At 64.0% G+C, this 21,601-nt stretch carries 10 protein-coding genes; 5 read left to right on the forward strand and 5 right to left on the reverse strand.

The features are described from left to right. Window positions 1–304: 304 nt before the first annotated feature. The 3 genes from GM910_RS06560 to GM910_RS06570 form a co-directional block, all read right to left on the reverse strand. Complete coding sequence (locus GM910_RS06560) at window positions 305–847, reverse strand: Crp/Fnr family transcriptional regulator (RefSeq protein ID WP_246225881.1); 543 nt, start codon at window positions 845–847, stop codon at window positions 305–307. 282 nt (window positions 848–1,129) lie between these two features. Continuing rightward, window positions 1,130–2,455, reverse strand: coding sequence for a polysaccharide pyruvyl transferase family protein (locus GM910_RS06565; RefSeq protein ID WP_159586712.1), 1,326 nt, complete (start codon window positions 2,453–2,455; stop codon window positions 1,130–1,132). Further along, window positions 2,452–3,912 carry a hypothetical protein gene (locus tag GM910_RS06570; protein WP_201285418.1) on the reverse strand — a complete coding sequence of 487 codons (1,461 nt, stop codon included), beginning with the start codon at window positions 3,910–3,912 and terminating at the stop codon, window positions 2,452–2,454. The genes GM910_RS06565 and GM910_RS06570 overlap by 4 nt, the downstream gene beginning before the upstream one ends. 253 nt (window positions 3,913–4,165) lie before the next feature. Here GM910_RS06570 and GM910_RS06575 point away from each other — a divergent pair, with 253 nt between their 5' ends. From GM910_RS06575 to GM910_RS06595, 5 genes are all read left to right on the forward strand, one after another. Beyond that, window positions 4,166–4,918 carry a glycoside hydrolase family 16 protein gene (locus tag GM910_RS06575; protein ID WP_159586757.1) on the forward strand — a complete coding sequence of 251 codons (753 nt, stop codon included), beginning with the start codon at window positions 4,166–4,168 and terminating at the stop codon, window positions 4,916–4,918. A gap of 289 nt (window positions 4,919–5,207) precedes the next feature. Then, window positions 5,208–7,151: a non-ribosomal peptide synthetase gene (locus GM910_RS06580; RefSeq protein WP_159586713.1), complete on the forward strand. Its 1,944-nt coding sequence runs from the start codon at window positions 5,208–5,210 to the stop codon at window positions 7,149–7,151. Next, entirely contained in the window at window positions 7,148–15,145 is a 7,998-nt protein-coding gene (locus GM910_RS06585; protein ID WP_159586714.1) for a non-ribosomal peptide synthetase/type I polyketide synthase, read from the forward strand. The genes GM910_RS06580 and GM910_RS06585 overlap by 4 nt, the downstream gene beginning before the upstream one ends. Then, window positions 15,142–17,934, forward strand: coding sequence for a condensation domain-containing protein (locus GM910_RS06590; RefSeq protein WP_159586715.1), 2,793 nt, complete (start codon window positions 15,142–15,144; stop codon window positions 17,932–17,934). The genes GM910_RS06585 and GM910_RS06590 overlap by 4 nt, the downstream gene beginning before the upstream one ends. Window position 17,935: 1 nt before the next feature. Further along, window positions 17,936–19,585 (forward strand): glucosamine inositolphosphorylceramide transferase family protein, encoded by a 1,650-nt coding sequence (locus tag GM910_RS06595; protein ID WP_246225883.1) that lies wholly within the window; start codon window positions 17,936–17,938, stop codon window positions 19,583–19,585. Here GM910_RS06595 and GM910_RS06600 read toward each other — a convergent pair. Further along, entirely contained in the window at window positions 19,555–20,361 is an 807-nt protein-coding gene (locus GM910_RS06600; RefSeq protein ID WP_159586716.1) for a 4'-phosphopantetheinyl transferase family protein, read from the reverse strand. The genes GM910_RS06595 and GM910_RS06600 overlap by 31 nt on opposite strands. After that, on the reverse strand, window positions 20,351–21,529 hold the full coding sequence (locus tag GM910_RS06605; protein ID WP_159586717.1) for a DegT/DnrJ/EryC1/StrS family aminotransferase: 1,179 nt from the start codon (window positions 21,527–21,529) through the stop codon (window positions 20,351–20,353). The genes GM910_RS06600 and GM910_RS06605 overlap by 11 nt, the downstream gene beginning before the upstream one ends. Window positions 21,530–21,601 lie beyond the last annotated feature (72 nt).

Genomic DNA, 21,601 nt, shown 5'->3' on the forward strand with positions numbered 1-21,601 from the left:
CCCTGACAGTTTGCTTGTCTTGCACAGGCCAATTCTCGCCCGACCACAGAGCCGGCGAACCTGCGTGCTTCCTTCTCTATTCCCCAGTTGCCATTCCAATTGTCGCCCCCGTTTCGAGAGACATCCCGATTGGTCAACTTGGATGGTAAGTATCTGCTAATTGGGGATAAGATGCACTAACTTGGATTAATACCTTGCCAAATATTTATCGTTTGGTAAGTAATATTTCTACAATTTATAGTTGTACGCTGCGAATCCAATCCGGTGATGCCCACATGAGGGGCCGCACCGGCCGAAAAGAAGTCTATACGGACCGCAATTCGAGGTAGGATGGATCAAAACTGGCGAGTTCGACTAAACCTCGCCGATCGTAAATCTCGACAACACCACCCCTGAACGACACAAAGCCGCCTTCGCGCAGCTCTTTCAACACACGGTTCACATGCACCGCAGAGAGGCCAAGCGCATCGCCTAGGTCGGCTTGCGTCAACGGACAGGCAAAACTTACGACCCCGTCCTTTTCCCGTGCGTTTATGCGATGCGCAAGTTCCAGAAGCAGATGCGCCGTGCGCTCGACCGCTCCCCGCCTGCCGATATTCACCACATGCTCGGCAAGCCTGGCATAACGCCTTGCCATACCCTTGAGAATGATCTCTGATATCGGTTGGGGATAGGACAGAAGGCCCTCGAAGGTCGGCCCAGGCAACTCCACCACCACCGCGGGAGAAAGGGCAGTGGCTACTTCCCGTGTCCATCCCGTCATGACCACGTCGCCGGCGAGAGAAATGTCGAGGACCGTGCGCATGCCGGTGTTCAGCACCTTGCAGGAAGCAACCCAGCCGGACATGACCAGTAGAATAGCCGGCTTCTTCTCGTCCCCATCGGTAATAGTCGATCCTGCTGGGTAGGTCTGCCGCCTGACGGATGATCGTGGGGTACCCTTTGGCCAAGGGTCGTCTGGCGGCACAGCTTTAGCGGGAGCCTCAAGAGACCTAAGAATATCTCGGAAATTCCCCGTCACGCTTAAAAGCACACCCCCACCTCTTACCGGTATGCCTACTTATTCTTGAGCTTTCTCATTTATAACACGTGTAAATTTCGCTAGGCATCTCTCCTAAGGTGGTAGCGTCTACGTTTCTCGGTCATTCTCCGCTTCTATCGCCAAGCGTTTCAAGGCAAACCGCGCGCCGCGCCCATGGATCACATCTTGGTGATCGGGTGTCTTCGAAGCCTTCGGCCGAACATTCGCGGGGCCTGCGGCATCCGTCTGGCAGGTCATTTTCCGCATCTTCTGGACAAGCAGTGCCACCGCCTGCCTGGCCTGCCCAAGATTCCTGCCATGCGCTTCCGTGTCGATGCCCTCATCCATTGCCTTCAAGACAAGCCTGCCGATCGCCTGCGGCGCGACATCCCCCTGAACAAAGAAGTCCTCGCGGCCGACGGATCTGAAAAAGCTCTCCACCTTGCGGTCCCAGCCGAGTCCTATTTGCGGCGTACCCAGCGAATAGGAGACGATGCAGGCATGCAGCCGATGCGCGACAACGGCGGCAGGCTGCCGTAAAATGCCGACGAGATCGGTCGGTGCGCGCGGAGGAGCCGCCGCCACGAGCCGCCCCGTCGCCAGGTGCGCGGCGCAAGCAGGGTTTCGCAGAACGCGCTCGAGAAGCCGCTGGTCCTCGCTGGCCCCATTGGTGAAAAGCAGGACCTTGCAGCCGGCATTGATCAGCCACTCAGCCAGTTGCCGGTATTCGTCCACCGACAGAAGTGGAATCTGTGCGTCGGCGATGGCTGCATGCCGCCGCAGGACGAGCGGATGCGTGACGCACACGCCGATGAGCGGGCGGTCGGCCGCAGGTTCCGCTTCTCCAGTCCGTGGCAGGTCGCATGCCAGCAGGCCAGGATCGGGGCAGACTTCCACATCGTGTCGATGGCCGAAATGGGCGATCCAGTTGTCCCGCGCGGCACGGTCGCGAACCGACACGTGAAAGACCCGGCAGTCGCGCAGCCTGCCGAAAAGCTTTGCCGCGCGGTCCGACCAGTGGGCGGTGACGCCGACGGCAAAGACGGCGAGCGGTCGCTTGCCGCGACATGCGCACTCCAGCACTGCCGCAATCTTGAGGGGGAAGTTCAGGTCGTCGTCCTGGAAGAGATTGCCGCCGCCGATCACCACCGCATCCGCCATCTCGACGCGAGCCTGCCACCCACCGCGCAAACCCCGCAACCTGCGCCCGAGCGCGAACGCAACCGCCGCCCTACGCAGGCGCGGCGGCAACAACCCCAGTATCGCGAGCGCCCCCATGCGGCCGCCTCCCGCGTCCCCGTAGGCACAGCGGCCGGCGAGATCGATCGTCTCGACCTCGATATCGTTCCGCCGCAGCGCGCTCTCGAGGCACTCGGCCAGAATACCGTCACCGAGGTTGGGGCTGTATTTGACGTTGAAGACCAAAATTTTCAATGGCTTGCCCTCGTGGAAGGTATAGTCGGCGCTTCATGCTTCCGGAACGGCACTTCCAGCACCCACGTTCTCCCCACGCCGGAAACCGGCATGTGCATCGCCGCCACCGCACCGGCCAGCAGGTAGAACATCAACCCAAGGTCATAAACGGTCCCGGAAACCAGCGCCTCGGCAAGACCGGCGACCAATCCCGCTTTGGCGGCCCTGGCGATCTTATCGTCCACATCTTGGCCGGCACCGCCCCTCCCCACCCGCGAAAACAGGATGGAGCCGAAGAAGATGAAGAAAATGACCGTGCCCAGCAAGCCGACATTGGACAGAAGCACGAGAAGATAGCTCGACGCGCGGGCGCTCCCCAGCCCCGCGCCAAGCCCCCACGTATCCAGGAAGGCCTGGTAGGCGACGGCGTTCCACATGAAGCGTTCCCGCCCGGATTGACTCTCGAGCTTGGAAAACAGGATCTCGTCGAGGAAATCCATAATCCGCTCCACCGCCTCGGGCATGAGGAGGATGGTCGTTAGAATAATGAGCGGAAGCCCAAACACCGCCCCGGCCAGAAAGACGGGCCGGCCCACGGGCTTCCTGCCGACCGATCCCTGTGCCGACCTTAGGCCGAGGAACAGAACGACGGCCGCAAGCGCGACGAGCCCGGTGGTGGACGTCGCCAGGAGCAGCACAACGAGGAGCAGGCCTGCCAGCGTGCCGCTGGTCCAGGAGCGCACCCGGTCGAGCCAAAGGCTGGCAATGAAGGCGAACAGTACCACCGTGTAGCCGGCAAAGGCCGAAGCTTCGGGAAACGTGCCCGAAATGCGCTTGAAGCCGGCTTTCTCGGCGCCGGTCAGCAAAGCGTAATTGGCTGTGCGGACATAGTCGAACAGATAGGCGGTCCCCGAATAGTGGGTGACCACGTCGAATAGAGCGAAAGCCAGGTTCGCCGCCCCCAGCACAAGGACCACGCTGGCAAGATGGGCAAGTGAGCCGACGCGGCGAAGATAGGCGAAGGTGAACGCGAAGCAGACCAGCCCGCCCAGCGCATAGACAGCCTGTGTTATGTTGTTGGTGGACGGCGCCAACGGAACCATGGAAATGGCGCTGCGTCCCGCCGCTATCCGCTGCACGACCATCGTCTCCGTCATCCCCTCCAGAAGCCGCGGGAAGAACACCGCGGTGACGAGCGCATAAACGGTCAAAAGCAGAAGCCAGAACCCGGCACGCGGCGCAGCCACGGCAGCCAACACCGGCCCTTCCCCGAACGCCATGAACAGGCGCAGGGAGTAGAAGACCAGGAACAGGCTCGGCACGAGCACCGAGGCCCCGCCCAACCCCGACAGGCTGAAAGCGGCCGCCGCGCCGAAAAGCGTCGACAGGACCATGATGGAGAAAGCCCGGCGGATCGGGGCGAACAGAACGGTCACCCCAAGAACCATCGTCACAATGCCGAGCAACTCGATATTCATGCGGCGATCCCCGCCCCTTATCCGGAAGCGGCATAAATTATCACCGTTGCCCCCCGCCGTCGTTCCACCCCCGGTACCGCTTATGATGTATGGCGCGCACCGTTCGCCCGTCTGGTTAGGGCCTTCGCCCATGAAGTATGCTGAGCCAGGAGGTAGCCATATGAATTCCCCGGAACAAATCCCCCTCAAGACACGCAACGTCCCGCATGGTGGCGGAGGTAGAGCTTTTCTTGCAGCGGCTACCCTTGCGGCAATGATCTTCGCCGCCTCTCCAGGTATCGCCGGCTCGGCGGAAGACCGGCTCGATCTGGAGGAGATGAGCGTCTCCTTCGAGGAGGAGTTCGATACCCTCAGCGTCTCCGCCTGGGGACCAGGCACGCGTTGGATCGCGCACACGCCCTGGTCCGGAGACTTCGGCGGCGCCCGCTTCGCCGACCCGGAGGAAAACCCCTTCACCGTAGACGACGGCATCCTGCGCATCGAGGCGAAGAGGGACGCCGAGGGCGAATGGCGTTCCGGTTTGCTGGCGTCCGTCGATCCGAAGGGAAACGGCTTTGCGCAGCAATATGGCTACTTCGAAATGCGCGCCCGCCTGCCTATGGGTCCGGGCGTATGGCCCGCCTTCTGGTTGATCGGCAAGGACCGCTCCCGCTTCACCGCAGAAATAGACGTGATCGAGTTCTACGGCGACAAGCCGGACGGCTACTCATCCGTCGTCCATGTGTGGCATCGCGACGGCCGGCACTATTCGCGCTACTCGCGCAACGAGGTTTTTGGCGATGCCGACCCCGACGACTTCCATACCTACGGTGTCAAGATCGACCACGACTGGATCCGCTTCTATTTCGACCGCGAGTTCGTGTGGAAGACCGAGACCCAGGAAGAGCACAGGCAGCCGCTCTACATCCTGGTCAACCTCGCCCTCGTCGATGGACCGACGAAAAACGACACTCCCGATCCATCCTCCATGGATGTGGACTACGTCCGCGCCTATCGCGCCGACTGAGACTTGGGGATCGTTGCCGGCGGGCCGGTATTTTAATGCTTTTGGAACAGTGCCGCCTAGGGTGTGAAATGCGTCCTCGCCGAATGATCTAAAATGCAAATCCACATACAGCTTCCGGTCAGGAAGCCTTATCCGGATGAATATCTGTTCCTTTTCTCCCACGCGTGAAATCCTTGCACCAGAGAACGTGAGAAACCATTGATTTTCTTGCGTTCTATCTGAAACGGCAAGGTTTCTCAGAGGCAATCTCCGCGGTCGGCGCAGATTATCTTGGAGGTGGGGTGCTGGAATGAACAGCAATGAAGGGCGGGCGGAATTCTTTAATGGACGCGTAACGGCGGCGCGCCCCGCTTTTCAGGTGCGAAACAGCTACGAGCGCCGGCGCAGCATTCATGATCTCGTGAGCGAGCAGGCATCGCTGCGGCCGTACGCAATAGCCGTCCAGTTCGGCAGCACCCGCCACACCTACGCCGAGCTCGACCGTCGGTCCTCCGCGCTCGCCGGCGAGCTGATGCGGCTGGGCGTGGCGAAGGGCGACGTCGTCGGCCTCTTTTTGCCACGTGGGCTCAACACGATAACCGCCAAGCTGGCGATCCTGAAAGCCGGTGCGGCCTACGCTCCCTTCGACCCGTCCTATCCCGCCGAGCACCTCGACTACATGATCGGCGATTGCGATCCCAAGCTTATCCTGGTCGACACGGAGAGCGCCGGGGCGATCCGCGCGATTGCGACCGCCAGCGCCGTGTTCGACCTCGACCGCCTTCTGGAAAGCGCAGGAGAAGGCCCGCCTCAAGACCTGCCCGATGTCTCAGGCGGCGACGCTGCCTATGTCATGTACACCTCCGGCTCGACCGGCCGGCCGAAAGGTGTCGTCATTCCCCACCGCGGCATTGCCCGCCTCGTGCGTGACCAGAACTACATTCGTTTCGAGCCCGACGACGTCGTCCTGCACACTGCAACGATCTCCTTCGACGCGGCGACCTTCGAGATCTGGGGCGCGCTGCTCAACGGCTGCACACTGCTGGGAATAGGCGACCGCACGCTGTCGCTGCCGCGCATCGCCCAGGCCATCGACGACAATCGTGTCACCGTCATGCTGCTGACGACGGGCCTTTTCCACTTGCTGGTCGATCATCGCGGTAGCCGGCTTGCCTCTTTGAGGCATGTGCTGTTCGGCGGCGAGGTCGCCTCGGCGGGTCACGCCAAGCGGTTCCTGCGAAACAACCCCGACTGCATCCTCACCAATGCCTACGGCCCCACGGAAGTGACCGTCATGGCGTCGGCCTACACCATATCGCCGGATTTCGAAGGCGATGAGATTCCGATCGGACGCAGCATCGCCCACAGCCGCGTCCACATCCTCGACGGCGATCTCCGTGAGCTGCCGCCGGGTTCGGAGGGACAGCTAGCGGTGTCGGGCGACGGCCTGGCGATCGGCTATCTCAACCGGCCCGACCTCACGCGCGAGCGCTTCGTCACCATCCATACCGCCGAAGGAACCTCCATGCGCTGCTACCTCACCGGCGATCTCGCCATGGTGGACAGCGAAGGGATCCTGCACTTTAGGGGACGCCTGGACCGGCAGATCAAAATCGACGGGAAGCGTATAGAGCTCGACGAGATCGAGGCTGCGCTGCGCCGGGATGCACGCCTTGCCGATGCCGTGGCCGTCTGCCATGAGAACAGCGCCGGCACCAAGCGGATTGTCGCCTATCTGCGGCCTCACCCCCCGATGACTGTGAGCGAAGCCGATTTCGCGGCGGCAATCCTCTCGACATTAAAGACGGTGCTGCCTTCGCACATGATCCCGAGCCGCGCCGTGGTGCTCGACCGGTTCCCCATGAATCAAGCCGGCAAGATCGACCGCTCCCAGCTCCCGCCTCCCCCGCCCGAATCGGCCGTGTCAACCGCACCGCCGCCGTCGGCCGGCGAAACCGAAGCGCTGCTGACGAAGCTCTGGGAGCAGGTGCTCGGCAGGACGGGCGTCGGCATGGACCAGAACTTCTTCGATCTCGGTGGCACCTCCATGCAGCTCATCCGCGTACACGCCGCGCTGGAGGGAGCCCTCGGACGTTCGATCGACGTCGTGGCGGTCTTCCAGCATCCCAACATCCGCAGCCTGGCACGCCATCTCGACAATGGCGGGCCAGATGCGGCGCCCGCCACCTCCGTCCAAGCGCGGGCGGACTTGAGAAAAAGAACGATGTCCCAGTTCCGCCGGAGCGCCTCATGAACGAAACATCACCTCAAGCGGAAGCCCTCGCCGGCGAAGGCATAGGCAGCGTGGCGATCATCGGCATGTCCGGCCGCTTCCCCGGCGCGCCCTCCATCGATGCACTTTGGGAGCTCATCGCGCAGGGCAGACATGCATTCGCGCATTTCCCGCCCGAAGAGATCGAGGACGCCTTCGGCGACGACGTTCGCACTGCCAAGGACTACGTGCCGGCGAGACCCCATCTCGACGATGTGGAGCTGTTCGACGCCGAGTTTTTCGGCATGTATCCGCGCGAGGCCGCCCTCCTCGACCCGCAGTTTCGCGTCTTCACGGAGATCTGCTGGGAGGCCATCGAAGGCGCTGGCTACGACCCCTATGCCTGTCCTGGACAGGTGGGTGTCTTCGCCGGTTCCGCGCTTGCCACCTATCTCATCAACAATGTGCTGTCTGACCGCGAAAAAGCCGAGGCCTTCACCTCGAACTACCAGATCGGCATGTTCTCCGAGCTGATCGGCTCGATCAACGACACGCTCGCCACACGCGTCGCTTACAAGCTCAATCTGCGCGGCCCCGCCTTCACCATCCAGTCTGCCTGCTCGACGTCACTCCTGGCGGTCGCGCAGGCCTGCCAGAACCTCCTGACCTATGGCTGCGACATGGCGCTGGCCGGCGGTGTGTCGATCACCTTCCCGCAGAAGCGCGGCTACATCTATCAGGAAGGCGGCATGGCCTCCCCGGATGGCTTCTGCCGTCCCTTCGATGCCGATGCGGCCGGCACCGTCTTCGGCAGCGGCGCCGGCGTGGTGCTCCTGAAGCGCCTCGACGACGCGATGCGCGACGGTGACCACATCCACGCGGTCATCCTCGGCTACGGCGTCAACAACGACGGATCCGACAAGGTCGGCTACACCGCGCCGAGCGTGGCGGGCCAGGCCGAAGCCATCGCCACGGCATATGCCAGCGCCGGCATCGCCCCTTCCACCATCGGCTATGTCGAGTGCCACGGCACCGCCACGCCGCTGGGCGACCCGATCGAGTTCGCCGGCCTGAGGAAGGCGTTCGGCGACGTCTCCACCAGATCGACCTGCGCTCTCGGCTCGGTAAAGGGCAATTTCGGCCATCTGGACGCGGCCGCCGGCGTGGCGGGGCTCATCAAGGCAGCTTTGGTGCTGCGCAGCGCCAAGATCCCGCCCATGGCGAATTTCTCCACGCCCAATCCGCGCATCGATCTCGACGACAGCCCTTTCTACATTCCGCGGGCGCTCTGTGAGTGGCCGGCAGATGGCCCGCGGCGGCGGGCGGGCGTCAGTTCCTTCGGCGTAGGCGGCACGAATGTGCACCTTGTCCTGGAAGAGGCGCCGCCCGCTCCTTCACCTGGAGAAGAAGGCGGAAAAGCAAATTACATCATACCTTTGTCGGCGCGAAGTGAAGAATCGCTCGCAGCCATGCGCCGCAACCTGGCCGAGGCGCTCCGCCGCAATCCAGGCATCTCGCTTCCCGCCGCCGCCTACACGCTTCAAAACGGCCGGCACCATTTTGCCCATCGCACGGCGGTAATCGCTGCAAACGTGGAAGAAGCCGCCGCCGGCCTGGAGAACGAACGTCCGCTCGCCGGCACAGCGGAGGAAACCCCTCCGCCAGTCATCTTCATGTTCCCCGGCCAGGGCGCCCAATATGTCGGCATGGGCGGCGCCCTCTATGACAGCGAGCCCGAATTCGCCCGCTGGATCGATCACGGCGCCGGCCTTCTGGAAGCGCGGACCGGCATCGACCTGCGCAAATTCATCTGCCACGCGGGCGATCCCACCGACGAGATGTCGGCTGCCCTGCGCGATACGAAGATCGCCCAGCCGGCGCTCTATCTCATCGAATACGCGACGGCGCGCCTGTGGATGAGCCGCGGGCTCGTGCCTGCCGCGATGATCGGCCACAGCGTCGGCGAGTTCGTCGCCGCCACACTCGCCAACGTCATGTCCTTCGACGACGGACTGCTTCTGGTGGCCAATCGAGGCCGGCTGATGCAGAAACAGCCGCAAGGCGCGATGGTCTCCGTCCGCGCCGAGGCCGACACGGTGCGTGCCCACCTCGACGAGGGCGTGGAGATCGCCGCGGTCAACGCGCCCAGGCTCTGCGTCATCTCAGGCACGTTCGAGGCCGTGGATGCCGCCTGCGCGCGGCTGCAGGAGGCCGACATCGCCTTCAGCCGCCTGCACACCTCGCACGCCTTCCATTCGGCCATGATGGACAAGGCGGCGGCAGCCCTGCGCAAGGAGACGGGCAGGCTCGCCTACGGCACGGCTACAATTCCCTACGTTTCCTGCACCACCGGCGACTGGCAGACCGATGCTCTTGGCACCTCGCCCGACTACTGGGCGCAACACTGCCGTGACGCCGTCCGCTTCGCCGACGGCCTTGCCACTGCCTGCCGCGACAGAAGGCCGGTCCTGCTGGAGGTCGGCCCCGGCCGAACGCTGTCCGTCTTCGCCGCGCAGACCATCAATCGCGGCGATCTGGCGGCGGTCGTCCAGTCACTGCCCGAGCATGACCGGGCGTCCGCCGCCCCCGCCACCTTCGCCGAGGCACATGCGCGGCTGTGGATTTCCGGCTGCGACCTCGACTGGCCGCAACTGCCGACGTCCGCCCAGCGGCGCCTTCCCCTGCCGACCTACGCCTTCCAGCGCCAGAAACACTGGATAGAGGCTCCGCGGCCACACCGGCAAGTCTCCATCACGGCAGAGGCCACCGCACCGCAGGCCAACGCGCCGCAACCGGCACCCGAATACGGAAACGATACCATGAACGCTGTCACGCAAGTTCCCTCCGAAAACAGGATCGAGAGGCTGGAAACGGCACTGCTTGCCCTTCTGGCTGAGATGTCGGGCGAGGAGCTGGCCGCCGACGCTATCGGCGCGACGTTCCTGGAACTCGGATTCGATTCCCTCTTCATCGGCCAGTTCGCGCAAAAGATCGAGAAGCAGTACAAGGTGAAGCTCTCCTTCCGCGAGCTTCTGAGCAGCATCCCGACCGTCAGCGCCCTCGCACGGCATCTCGACGCCGAGCTCCCGCCCGACGCGCTGCAGCCGGCCACCGCCCCGGCGGCGCAGGCCCCTGTTCCTGCAATCCAGGCGCCGATGGTGCCGACGACAACGCCCTCCACATCGGCGGTGGGCGGTTTGGACGGGCTGTTCCAGTCGCAGCTTCAGATGATGCAGCAGCTTTTCGCCCAGCAATTGCAGGCGGCCCAGGCGTTGGGCGCTACCGTACCGTCGCCGTCCCCGACGCCACAGCAGACGAGCCCGCAGTCGACCATCTTCGCCAAGCCTCCCGCAACCGAAGAGGCCAAACCCGCCGAAGCGGAGACCGGCTCCGGGCGCCCGCGCCTCTATAGGCCCGGCATGCGCATCAGCGAGGGCGAACTGACGCCCCAAAAGCGTGAGTTCATCGCCGAGCTGGCGGAACGCTACGCCGCGAAAAACGCCAAGTCCAAGGCCTTCACCGATGCCAACCGCCGCCGCCTGGCGGACCCGCGCGCAGCCTCCGGCTTCCGCGCGGAGTGGAAGGAGATCGTCTTCCCTGTCGTTTCCGACCGCTCCAAGGGCTCGCGCATCTGGGACATCGACGGCAACGAATATATCGACCTCGTCAACGGCATGGGCCAGACGGCCTTCGGCCATGCGCCCGACTTTGTCGTCAAGGCGATGATCGACCAGGTGAACAGCGGCTTCGCCATCGGCCCGCAGACGCCGCTTGCCGGAGAGGTGGCCGAACTCATCGGAGAGATGACCGGTCACGAGCGCGTGACCTTCTGCAACACCGGCTCGGAGGCCGTGATGGCTGCCATGCGGGTCGCCAGAACCGTCACGGGCCGGGAAAAGGTGGTCGTCTTCGGTAATGATTACCACGGCCAGTTCGACGAAGTTCTGGTGAAGGGCCGCAGCCGCTCGGGCGCGCCCACAGCACTGCCGATCGCCGCCGGCATCCCGCCGACCTCGCTTTCCAACATGACGGTGCTCACCTACGGCGCGCCCGAAAGCCTCGACTGGATCCGCGCCAACGCCGAAGACATCGCGGCCGTCATCATCGAGCCCGTGCAAAGCCGCCACCCGGAGCTGCGCCCGGTCGAGTTCGTCCGGGAACTGCGCCGGATCGCCACCGAAGGCGAATTCGCTCTGGTCTTCGACGAGGTCGTCACCGGCTTCCGCGTCCATCCGGGCGGCATGCAGGCCGTCTGGGGCATCCGAGGCGACATGGCGACCTACGGCAAGGTGCTGGGCGGCGGCATGCCCATCGGCGTCCTTGCCGGCGACAGCCGCTTCATGGATGCCCTCGACGGCGGCCACTGGGCCTATGGGGACGATTCCGTTCCCATGGTGGCGCCCACCTTCTTCGCCGGCACCTTCGTGCGCCACCCGGTCACGCTGGCGGCGGCCAAGGCGGTTCTGCAGCACATCAAGGGCGAAGGCCAGGCGCTTTACGGCCGGGTCGCCGACCGCACGCAACTGCTCGTGGAAGAGCTGAACGCGGACCTTGCCCGCCGCGGTATCGCCGGCACGGTCAACGGCTATGCAAGCTGGTTCGTGACGGACTTCGGCAGCCTCGATCCTCTCGGCGCGCTGTTCTACCCGCACACACGCATGCAGGGCATCCATGTGCAGGACGGCTATCCCTGCTTCCTCACGACCGTCCATACGGAGGAGGATTTCCAGCGCATATCCGACGTCTTCCGCAATAGCCTCGATGCTCTCCAGGCTGCCGGCATCCTGGCGCCTTCCGAGGGGAAAACACTGACCGCGGCCTCCATGCCGACGGCTGGAGAGACCGTGACATCGGCCGAGCTCACCGAAGCGCAGAAGGAAATCTGGCTCGCCGCCCAGGCGGGCGACGAAGCCTCCTGCTCCTTCAATGAATCCTTCAACCTCACCCTTGAAGGCATTCTGAACAAAGAGGCTTTCCGCCGCGCGCTCGACTTGGTTGCCGAACGCCACGATGCCCTTCACATCCGTTTCTCGCGCGCGGGCGACCGGTTGGAGATCATCCCTGATTTCCGGATCGGCATGAAATTCAAAGATTGCGCCGAGGATCCGGATCCCGAGGCCGCGCTTGAAGAGGTCGTCGCAGAGGAGGCCTACACGCCCTTCGACCTTGTGGCCGGGCCCCTTGCCCGCACGCAGCTCGTGCGCCTTGCCGCCGACCGGCACGTGCTCGTCTTCACCGCACACCACATCGTCTGCGACGGCTGGTCGACCAACGTCATCGTCGAGGAACTGGCCGCGGCCTATTCCGCGTTCGCGTCGAACCGCGAGCCCAACCTTCCGCCTGCGCTCTCCTTCGCCGCCTATGCGGGCAATCTCGCCAAGGTGGAGACGAACCCGGCGACGGAGGATTTTTGGCTAAAACAGTTCGAAACGATCCCGGAATTGGCCGAGCTGCCGACCGACCGGCCACGCCCGGAGCGCCGGACATTCGCGGGCGGCACCTGCACCGCGCATATAGAAAAGGAGGCCTATAAGCGCCTCAAGAAGGCCGGCGCGAAGAACGGCGCCACCATGTTCTCGACGCTGCTCGCCGCGCTCCAGGTCATGATCGCGCGCCTTTCCGGCAGCACGGACATCGTCATCGCCGTACCGTCGGCGGGTCAAAGCCTGCTGGGCGACCAGACCCTGGTCGGCCATTGCGTCAACCTCCTGCCGCTGCGCCAGGCGGTCGATGCCGGCGTTTCGTTCGAGAAGCATCTGCGCGCGACGCAGCAAGGCGTCCTGCAAGCCTTCGAACATCAGGACTACACCTACGGGACAATGGTCCGCAAACTCGGCCTGAAGCGCGACCCGAGCCGCCTGCCGCTCACGGAAATCCAGTTCAACCTGGAGCGCACGGCCAGGAACGCAGGATTTGAAGGTCTATCGGCGCAGATCGCGCCGAACCCGAAAGCCTTCTCCAACTTCGACATGTTCCTCAACATGATCGAAAGCGAGGACGGCATCCGCATCGACGTCGACTACAACGGCGACGTTTTCGATCGGGCGACCATCGAGCGCTGGCTGGAGCACTTCAACACCCTCGTCTCGGCCATCGCTGAGGATATGGGCCGCAAGGTCGTGGACCTTCCTCTGCTTTCCGACGATCAGGAGAACTGGCTCGTCAACGAGATCAACCAGACTGCCGCCGAGTATGAGCACGACCGCTTCGTCTTCGAGCTGTTCGCCCGCAAGGCCGGCGAACACCCCGATGCAATCGCCGCCGAGCACGACGGCGCGTCCATCACCTACGGCGCGCTCGAAGCCAGGAGCAACCAGCTCGCCCGGCATATTCAGGGCAGGCTCTTCATACCTGGCCAGCGCGTCGCCCTGGCGCTCGACCGGTCCATAGACATGCTCGTCGCCCTTCTGGCGATCATGAAGGCGGGCCACGCCTATGTGCCGCTCGACCCCGACCATCCCGAAGCGCGTCTGCGGCAGACGATGGAGGCCGCGGATATCTCGGCTCTCGTCTGCGGCAGCGAGGCGATTGCAAAGCTCGCCACCAAGAACACGTGCGTGATCCGCATGGATACCGAGCGCACGAAGATCGAGGCGCAGGACGCGGCTCCGCTGGACTTGCAGGTGGCAGACGCCGGCTCGGCCGCCTACATCATCTTCACCTCGGGCTCCACGGGTACGCCCAAGGGCGTCGAGGTGTCGCACCGCTCCCTGGTCAACTTCCTGACCTCCATGGCCAGGGAGCCCGGTTTTACGCCGCAAGACACGCTGCTTGCGGTAACCACCATCTCCTTCGATATCGCAGGCCTCGAGCTCTACCTGCCGCTGATCGTCGGGGGCAAGGTGGTCATCGCCGACCGTGCGCAGGTGCAGGACGGCTTCGCGCTCGTCGAACTCCTCAAGACGTGCGGCGCAACGGTCCTGCAGGCGACCCCGACGCTGTGGCAGATGCTTGTCGAGGCGGGCCTTTCAGACCAGCCGAAGCTCAAGATGTTGTGCGGCGGCGAGCCGCTGCCGAAGGAACTGGCCCGCGCGCTGCTGAAGATCGGTGGCGAATTGTGGAACATGTACGGCCCGACCGAGACGACCATCTGGTCATCGCTCGCCCGTGTCGAGGACGACGACAATCCGATCCACATCGGCCATCCCATCGCCAACACCCAGCTCTACATCCTCGACGGCAACGACCGCATCGCCCCGGTAGGCGTCGTTGGCGAGCTCTGTATCGGCGGCGACGGATTGGCGAACGGCTACTTCAACCGCCTGGACCTGACAGAGGCCGCTTTCCGGCCGGTCAGGATTGGCGGCAAGTTGCCCCGCCGGCTCTATAAGACCGGCGACGTCGGCAGGCGCCTTCCGGACGGAACGCTGCAACTGCTCGGCCGCCGCGACAACCAGATCAAGCTGCGCGGCTTCCGCATCGAGCTCGGCGACATCGAAGCGGTGATCGGCGGAAAGGACGGCATCCGTCAATGTGCCGTCGTCGCGGCCCAGAACAAGAACGGCGACCGCCAGCTCGTCTGCCACTTCGTGCCGGCGGATGGACCGGAGCCGTCGGCGGAAGAGCTTGCCTCCCATGCCAAAGCCCAGCTGCCAGGGCACATGGTGCCGAGCTTCTGGGTGGCTACCACCGAGCTTCCACGCACGGCGAATGGCAAACTCGACCGAAAGGCGCTTGAGAAGCTGGGCGTTCCGCAGCGCGAGGCCGCCCCTATCCGCGCCAAACCGCGCACGCCGATGGAAGAGAGACTGTCGCACATCTGGAAGGAAGTGCTGGAGATCGGCGAGATCGGCGTTGACGAAAACCTCTACGCGCTGGGCGCGGATTCCTTGAGCATCTTCCGTATCGCCGCACGCATGTTGGATGCCGGCCTGCCGCTCGAAGCCAAGCATCTCCTGCGCCACCCGACCATTTCGGAGCTGGCGAGCTACGCCGAGGAGCAGGACGAAGCGCCGATCAACGGGACGGCGCCGCACATTCCCTCGCTGCGAGAATTCCGGAACGGCGCACGGCGCGGAATGGAGAGGCCCTCATGAACAAAATGGACCCTGCCGCGACGTTCTCCGATGGGCGTCATGCCGTCGTCGCCGAGTTCCCTTGCACGCAGACGCAGCTGCGCTGCTGGTTTCTCGACCAACTCAGCCCCGGCAACCCGGCGCTCAACGTCGCCGTGCGCTGGGAAATCCGCGGCACCTTCAAGATCGCCAGCATAGAGGCTGCCTTCCGGCAAATCGTCGACCGGCACGAAATCCTGCGTACCCGGTTTATGGACGTCTCCGGTCAGCCGGTCCAGCAGGTGGTCGACAAGGTCGATTTCAAGATGTCGGTGATCGACCTCAGGAACGTGCCGGCCGACCAGCGCGACGAGCGCATCCAGTCTATCAGCCGCGAGACGGCGAGTGCGCCGTTCGACCTGCGGGAGCCCGGGCTTTTCCGCGTCACCTTCCTGATGGTGGAGAATGATCGCGGCTTCATCCTCATCACCGCTCACCAGACCTGCTTCGATGGCTGGTCGATCCGCGTGCTCGGCCGCGAGGTGGGGGAGATCGCCTCGGCGATCGACGCCGACCGGAGCCCCAGTCTACCGGACTTACCCTTGCAATATGGCGACTTTGCCCTGTGGCAGGACGAGTACCGCCGCAGCTACGGCTTCGAAGCCGAGAAGACGTACTGGCGCCGGCAACTGGCGGACGCTCCCTATTTCGAAGTCCCTCCCGACCGCCCACGCGGGCACACAAAGACCAGCCGCGGCGAGATCCTGTCGGCGGCGATGCCGCTCGAATTCGGCGAGCGCATCGACAAGGCCGCCCGCGCCCATCAGGTTTCTCTCTTCAGCTACGGCGCCGCCGTCATCAGTGCCGCATTGGCCCGGCTCACCGGCGAACGGCAAATCCTGTTCGGAACGCAGATCGCCGGGCGCGACGAGGTGGACCTTGAAAACCTCATCGGCGTCTTCATCAACAACCTCGTGCTGCGCTTCGATGCAGCGGACGACCTGTCCTTTGCCGAGCATATCCGCCGCGCCAGCGAGACGGTCGCCGCCGCCCTCAATCACCAGAAGATGCCGTTCAACAATCTGGTCGAACTCCTAAACCCGGTGCGGGACCCGTCGCGCAATCCGCTGGTCTCAATCAATTTCAACCAGCAAAAGGCGTTCCTGGAGAATGCGCGCTACGGCGCGTTCGAACTTATCAGCGCTCCCTCCCAGTCGCCCGGCGTGATCTACGACCTGAACTTCATCATGATCGGCCGACCGAACGGTTGGCGCATGTCGGTCGAGTACAATACCGACCTCTTCGACGCGGGCACTGCGCAAGAGTTGCTGCGTCTCTGGCAGGATACCTACGAGCACGCCCTGGCGGATCCGGCCGCCACACTCGGCTTGCCGGGTGTGGCTATCCGTCGGCGGGCTCCCGACGAGCCGGCTTCGGGCAGCCCCACGCACCTCGAGAAAGTCCTGGCGGAGCATCCTTACGTTGCCGAGGCCGTTGCAATCGGTGCCGGCACATCGGCAACCGGCCGCCCCTACGGGTTCGTCGTGCCTTCTCCGACACTTGCCCATCCCGTCGAAGCGCTTCCCGAACGCCTGATGGAGTATCTGTCTACGCGCATCGAGGCGAGGGACATGCCGGATGGCATCAGCGTTCTGCTCGCGCTTCCGCGCACGGCCGCGGGCGGCGTAGACCGGCAAGCGCTGCAAGCCCCCTCCCCTTTGCAGGCGAAGGAGCGTCCCGTGGCCGCGCCGACGCCGGCAGGCGGACGTCCCGCAACTGGCAAGGAGCGCCAGCTTGCGGAAATATGGGCGGATGTGCTCGGCGTGGACAAGGTGGAGGGCTCCGACGATTTCTTCGCCCTCGGCGGTCACTCGCTGCTTGCCCTGCGCATGTTGTCGGCAATGAGGGAGACGTTCGGCGTCGCACCGGATCTCGCCCTCCTCTTCAGGGCGCCCACCCTCACCGCTTTCTCCCGCGAAGCCTTTGGCGAGGACGCGCCGGTGCCCGCAAGCCCCGAACCGGCTACCATGCGGCGATCGGCCTATTGGGAGACGTCGCTCTACAGAGAAGGCAACGGCGCGTGTACCCTCTACACGCTGAATCACCCGTTCCTCTACTACCGCATGGCCAACGAGCTTGCCGAGGGGACGGCGGTGGTGAACCTCCACATGTTCGGCGCCGAGATCGACGACGCGCTTCGCGGGTTGCCGATGGAGCAGATCGTGGCCGATGCGATCGCCGCAATGGACCTTCGTCCCGATTCCGGCCCGGTCGCCGTGGTCGGGCTGTGCGTGAACGGCATCCTGGCGATCGAGTTGGCAAGGCAGCTCCGCCGCCTCGGCCACCGCACTCAGTTCGTGGCCGTCATCGATAGCTGGGCGCCCGGCTATTTCCGCTCGCTCCCCCGCTTGAGACAGCTCCGCTGGACCATGGAAAAGCGCGCCAAGCGGCTCCTCTATTTCACCGGCAAGCTCATCGGCGGCAGGATACGGCTGATCGACTACCTGAAGGAATTCAACGTCACGCTGAAGCTCCTTGGTGCGAAAGGGGCGCCGAGCAAGGAGGAGCGGCAGAACGAGCTCGTCACGGACCTGCTGGTCGAGGCTTCCCGCAGCTACCGCCCGCGGCCGATCACAGGCGAAGATGTCCTTTTGTTCCGCAGCCAGGCAAACCACAAGCGCGCGAAAAAGCTCCTGTTCGGATGGCGCGGTTTCATCCGCGACGATACGCCGGCTTTCGATCTCAATGGATGGCACGAGGATTCGCTCAGCAGCACTGGCATCAGCAAGCTGTCTTCGATCCTGTCGAAGCGGCTGAACGTGGGGGGCTGACTTGCGCTTCAATGGCAAGGCCTATGTTCAGCCGGTCCTGGAGTGGACGGGCAAAAGCAACCGGCCTCCCCTTCGCATCGGCATCCTTGTCGGTAGCGAAGAGGGTTTCGAAAACTGGGAGCTGCAGCTTTTCGACCGGCTGTTTGCCGACCCGCGCTTTGATCTCAAGGCCGTGTTGATACACCCGGGCGGTTACGGCCAACACTGCACGACGCCCCTTTTCGACCTCGTCGCAAAGGTCGACCGCCTGCTGTTTGCTCGCCAGCCTGCCTATCGTCCGAGTTATTTCGAAGACATCCGCCGGCGGACCGAGTTCATCCACCTTGGCGAAGCGGGTTCTGGCCCCACGATCGGATCGCCGGCCCTGGAAGACCTGCGCCTCGATCTTGTCCTCCGCACGGTCCCCCGGGGGCTCCCAGACGCCTTCGTCGCCACGCTCCCATACGGAGAATGGGCGTTGACGTTCGCCGATCTTAAATCCCGTACCGCGGACTGGTGCAGCTTTGCCGAGGTCAGCGCCGGTGCGCCAACGGTGCAAATAGGGCTCAACGTCAATCATGGCGGAGGAGGCCCCGTTGAACAAATCGCCTCGGCCGCCTTCAACCCAAAATTCAGCGCGGCCAGAAATTCGGCTTTCCTTAAGGAAAAGGCCGTGATCCTGCTCATGAGAGAGCTGCGGCGGCTGGCCGATACCGGAAGCCTCACATCTGGGCACGACACGGCTTCGGCTCGGCCCGCCGGCCCGCCAGGCACGGCAGAGGTCGCGCGCTATGCCCTCGGACTGGTACGCGCGGCGGCCGCACGCGCGGCGAAGGAGCTACGGAGAAAAGCGGGCGTGGAGACGGCCGTCTGGACGCTCTATAGCGGCGCCGGCTCCGTCGAGCATTTCGATCCGCATCTTGCCGTCGAACTTCCGCCCGCAAAAGACTCGATCAAGGCCGACCCCTTTCTCTTCAGGCATGGCGACGACTTTTATGTCTTCTACGAGAACTATGCGGTCGGCGACCGCAAAGCCCATATCGCCGTCGGCAGGCTGAGGGGCGATGGGATAGAGCCGCTCGGTCCGGCGATAGAGAGTGCCAGCCACCTCTCCTTCCCCTTCGTATTCCGCAACGGCAAGGGCATTTTCATGATGCCGGAAACGCATCAGGAAAAACGCATCGAGATCTGGCGCTGCACCGGCTTTCCCTTGAAATGGGAGCTCTATGCAACCGCGCTCGACGGCTACTCGGCCGCCGACAGCACCCTTTTCCGGCACAAAGGCAAATGGTGGCTCCTGTCCAATCTGTCCGACCACCACGCATACGAGGATCATTGCAGCGAACTCCACGCATTCGAGGTCGACGGGCCCAAATTGTCGCGCATCGTCCCGCATGCGCGCAATCCTGTGGTCATCGGCAGCACCGTCGCGCGCAATGCCGGCAGGGTCTTCGCCCGCCATGGCCGCCTGTTCCGGCCGTCGCAGAACAACGCCTACGGCATTTATGGCTATGGCCTCAATATCATGGAGATCCAGGAGCTGAGCCGCGAGGCCTATCGCGAGAGATGCATCAGGACGATCGTTCCCGACTTCAAGCCCGGCCTCGCCGGCTGCCACCATTTCGATGCCGCCGGCGGCCGCTACATCCTCGATGCGCGGTTGAACAGCTGATTGTTGGACGAGGCTCGCCGAACAGGCGCCGCAAGCGGCATTTCCTCCCGCATATCTTTCGCCGTTTCATCCGACCGATAACGCAGCGAGATATCGTTGCCGGCCGTCAGAGCCGCCATCGCACCCACGAAGCCTGCCGGCAGGGCCAGGTTGAGAAGCCGCCACTGCGCTGGCGCTTCAGGATCCCCTTCGAGCCGCAGCAGCTTCGGCTCGCCAACGGAATCGATCGACACGTCGAAGGCCTCGAGCGGCAGGGAAAGCCCCGCCCCGTGCGCCTTCACGAATGCCTCCTTGCGCGTCCAGCACCGGTAGAAGGCTTCGAGATAGCCGTCCGGCGGTACGTTGCGCAGCGTCAGGCGTTCGCCGGGCGAGAAGAAGTGGCCCGCCACGTCCTCCCTGAGCGGCACGATCTTCTCGATGTCGATGCCGACATGATACCTGTCCGACACCGCCAGGACCGCCATGCCGCCGGTATGGCTGAGATTGAAATGCAGCGGCGGCCGCGATGCCGCCAGGCGCGGCTTCCCGAACGCGTTGCAAGCGAAGGAGAGGCGCCTGGCCGGCACGCCCAGATAACGGCCGATGATCTCGCGCAGCTTGCCTCGCCCGACTATGAAGCGCAGGCGATCGCGCTCGTGCACGAAGCGCGAGGCGCGTGCGAACTCTCCATCGCTGAGCGCGGTCACGTAACGCGGCAGGTCGTCCATCCCGACGTCGAGCGGCCAGCGCCAGATGTCGACGACATCGGGGCCGATGGTAAGGGGTCTATACCGCATAGGAAAGCCTCCTCGCCGGATCGGCTCCGTTCGCCATGCGCCGCGCAAGGAAAGCCGCCAGGGGCGAGGGATAGTTCTCGCCCAAGCTGATGCGGCAGGTGCGCTGCAGGATGTCGAGCGTGCGTGCGCACATGTCTGGCGTATACTCGATCCTGGGCGAGGCCCAGGCGAAGGGGTTCATCTTGGGATGGGCGGCACGCTGTTCGAGAATGGGCACCCAGTTGGTGTAAACATGACGGCTTGAATCGTAGAGCCTGTAAACCCCGCGCCGGTTGCGGCCGGCGAAGCGCTCCGCTTCCTCGGCACTCTCGAATATCAGGTGCAGCCCAACCGCGTTCTCCACGTCGTTGTGCGGGCCGACCCGGAAAGCAGGCGAGGAAGCCAGGATGCGCGACATGAGCCGATAGCGCTTGCGCATGCGGCGGATCATCGGATCGAGCTTGGCGAGCTGCACATTGAGCATCGCCCCCTGGATCTGGCTCGCCTTCAGGTTCACGCCGAAGAAATGCGGCTCATTGTCGTTGTCGAGATGGCCACGGAACACAGCGCCCACATCGTGATACATCCGCGCACGTGCGAAATAGCGGTCGCTGTTGGTGACGACGGCTCCGCCTTCGCCGATGTTGATGTTCTTGAACTGGTTGAAGCTGTAGGCGCCGATATCGCCGATCGCGCCGACCCGTCTTCCCTTGTAGGAGGCGCCGACGGCCTGGCAGGCGTCCTCGATGACGAGGAGCCCGTGCTTACGGGCAATCTCCATGATCCGGTCCATGTCGCAGACCATGTTGGCCATATGCACCGGCAAGATGGCACGCGTGCGCGGCGTGATCTTGCGCAGGATGTCAGCCGGATCCATGGTCAGCGTCTGGTCGATGTCGACAAGCACAGGAACGGCGCCGACGGCAAGGGGTGCTGCGGCGGTGGCGATCCAGGTATAGGCAGGCACCAGCACCTCGTCGCCCGGCCCCACGCCGGCCGCTGCGAGTGCGCAGATCAGCGCACCCGTTCCGCTGCTTACCGCAAGCGTATGCTTGACCCCGAATTTCTCCGAATAATCGGCCTCGAACCGCGTCAACGGGCCCTCGCCTCCACCGCCATAGCGGGCAAGACGCCCCGACATCACGACCCGCCCGACGGCGAACCATTCCCGCAACCCGACCCTTGCCATCGCCTGTTTCCCGAAATGCCGGTGACGTTGCGGCGGCGCGCCTGTCGATATCGCTATCGCCTGCAGGATGAA

It is taken from the genome of Chelativorans xinjiangensis (genome assembly GCF_009812055.1).
In the GTDB taxonomy this organism is placed as follows: domain Bacteria; phylum Pseudomonadota; class Alphaproteobacteria; order Rhizobiales; family Rhizobiaceae; genus Chelativorans; species Chelativorans xinjiangense.

Coding starts and splice junctions, on each gene's coding strand:
- GM910_RS06600 (WP_159586716.1), bottom strand. CDS start 20,361: ATGCGGTATAGACCCCTTACCATCGGCCCCGATGTCGTCGACATCTGG.
- GM910_RS06560 (WP_246225881.1), bottom strand. CDS start 847: ATGTCCGGCTGGGTTGCTTCCTGCAAGGTGCTGAACACCGGCATGCGC.
- GM910_RS06605 (WP_159586717.1), bottom strand. CDS start 21,529: ATGGCAAGGGTCGGGTTGCGGGAATGGTTCGCCGTCGGGCGGGTCGTG.
- GM910_RS06590 (WP_159586715.1), top strand. CDS start 15,142: ATGAACAAAATGGACCCTGCCGCGACGTTCTCCGATGGGCGTCATGCC.
- GM910_RS06570 (WP_201285418.1), bottom strand. CDS start 3,912: ATGAATATCGAGTTGCTCGGCATTGTGACGATGGTTCTTGGGGTGACC.
- GM910_RS06580 (WP_159586713.1), top strand. CDS start 5,208: ATGAACAGCAATGAAGGGCGGGCGGAATTCTTTAATGGACGCGTAACG.
- GM910_RS06575 (WP_159586757.1), top strand. CDS start 4,166: ATGATCTTCGCCGCCTCTCCAGGTATCGCCGGCTCGGCGGAAGACCGG.
- GM910_RS06585 (WP_159586714.1), top strand. CDS start 7,148: ATGAACGAAACATCACCTCAAGCGGAAGCCCTCGCCGGCGAAGGCATA.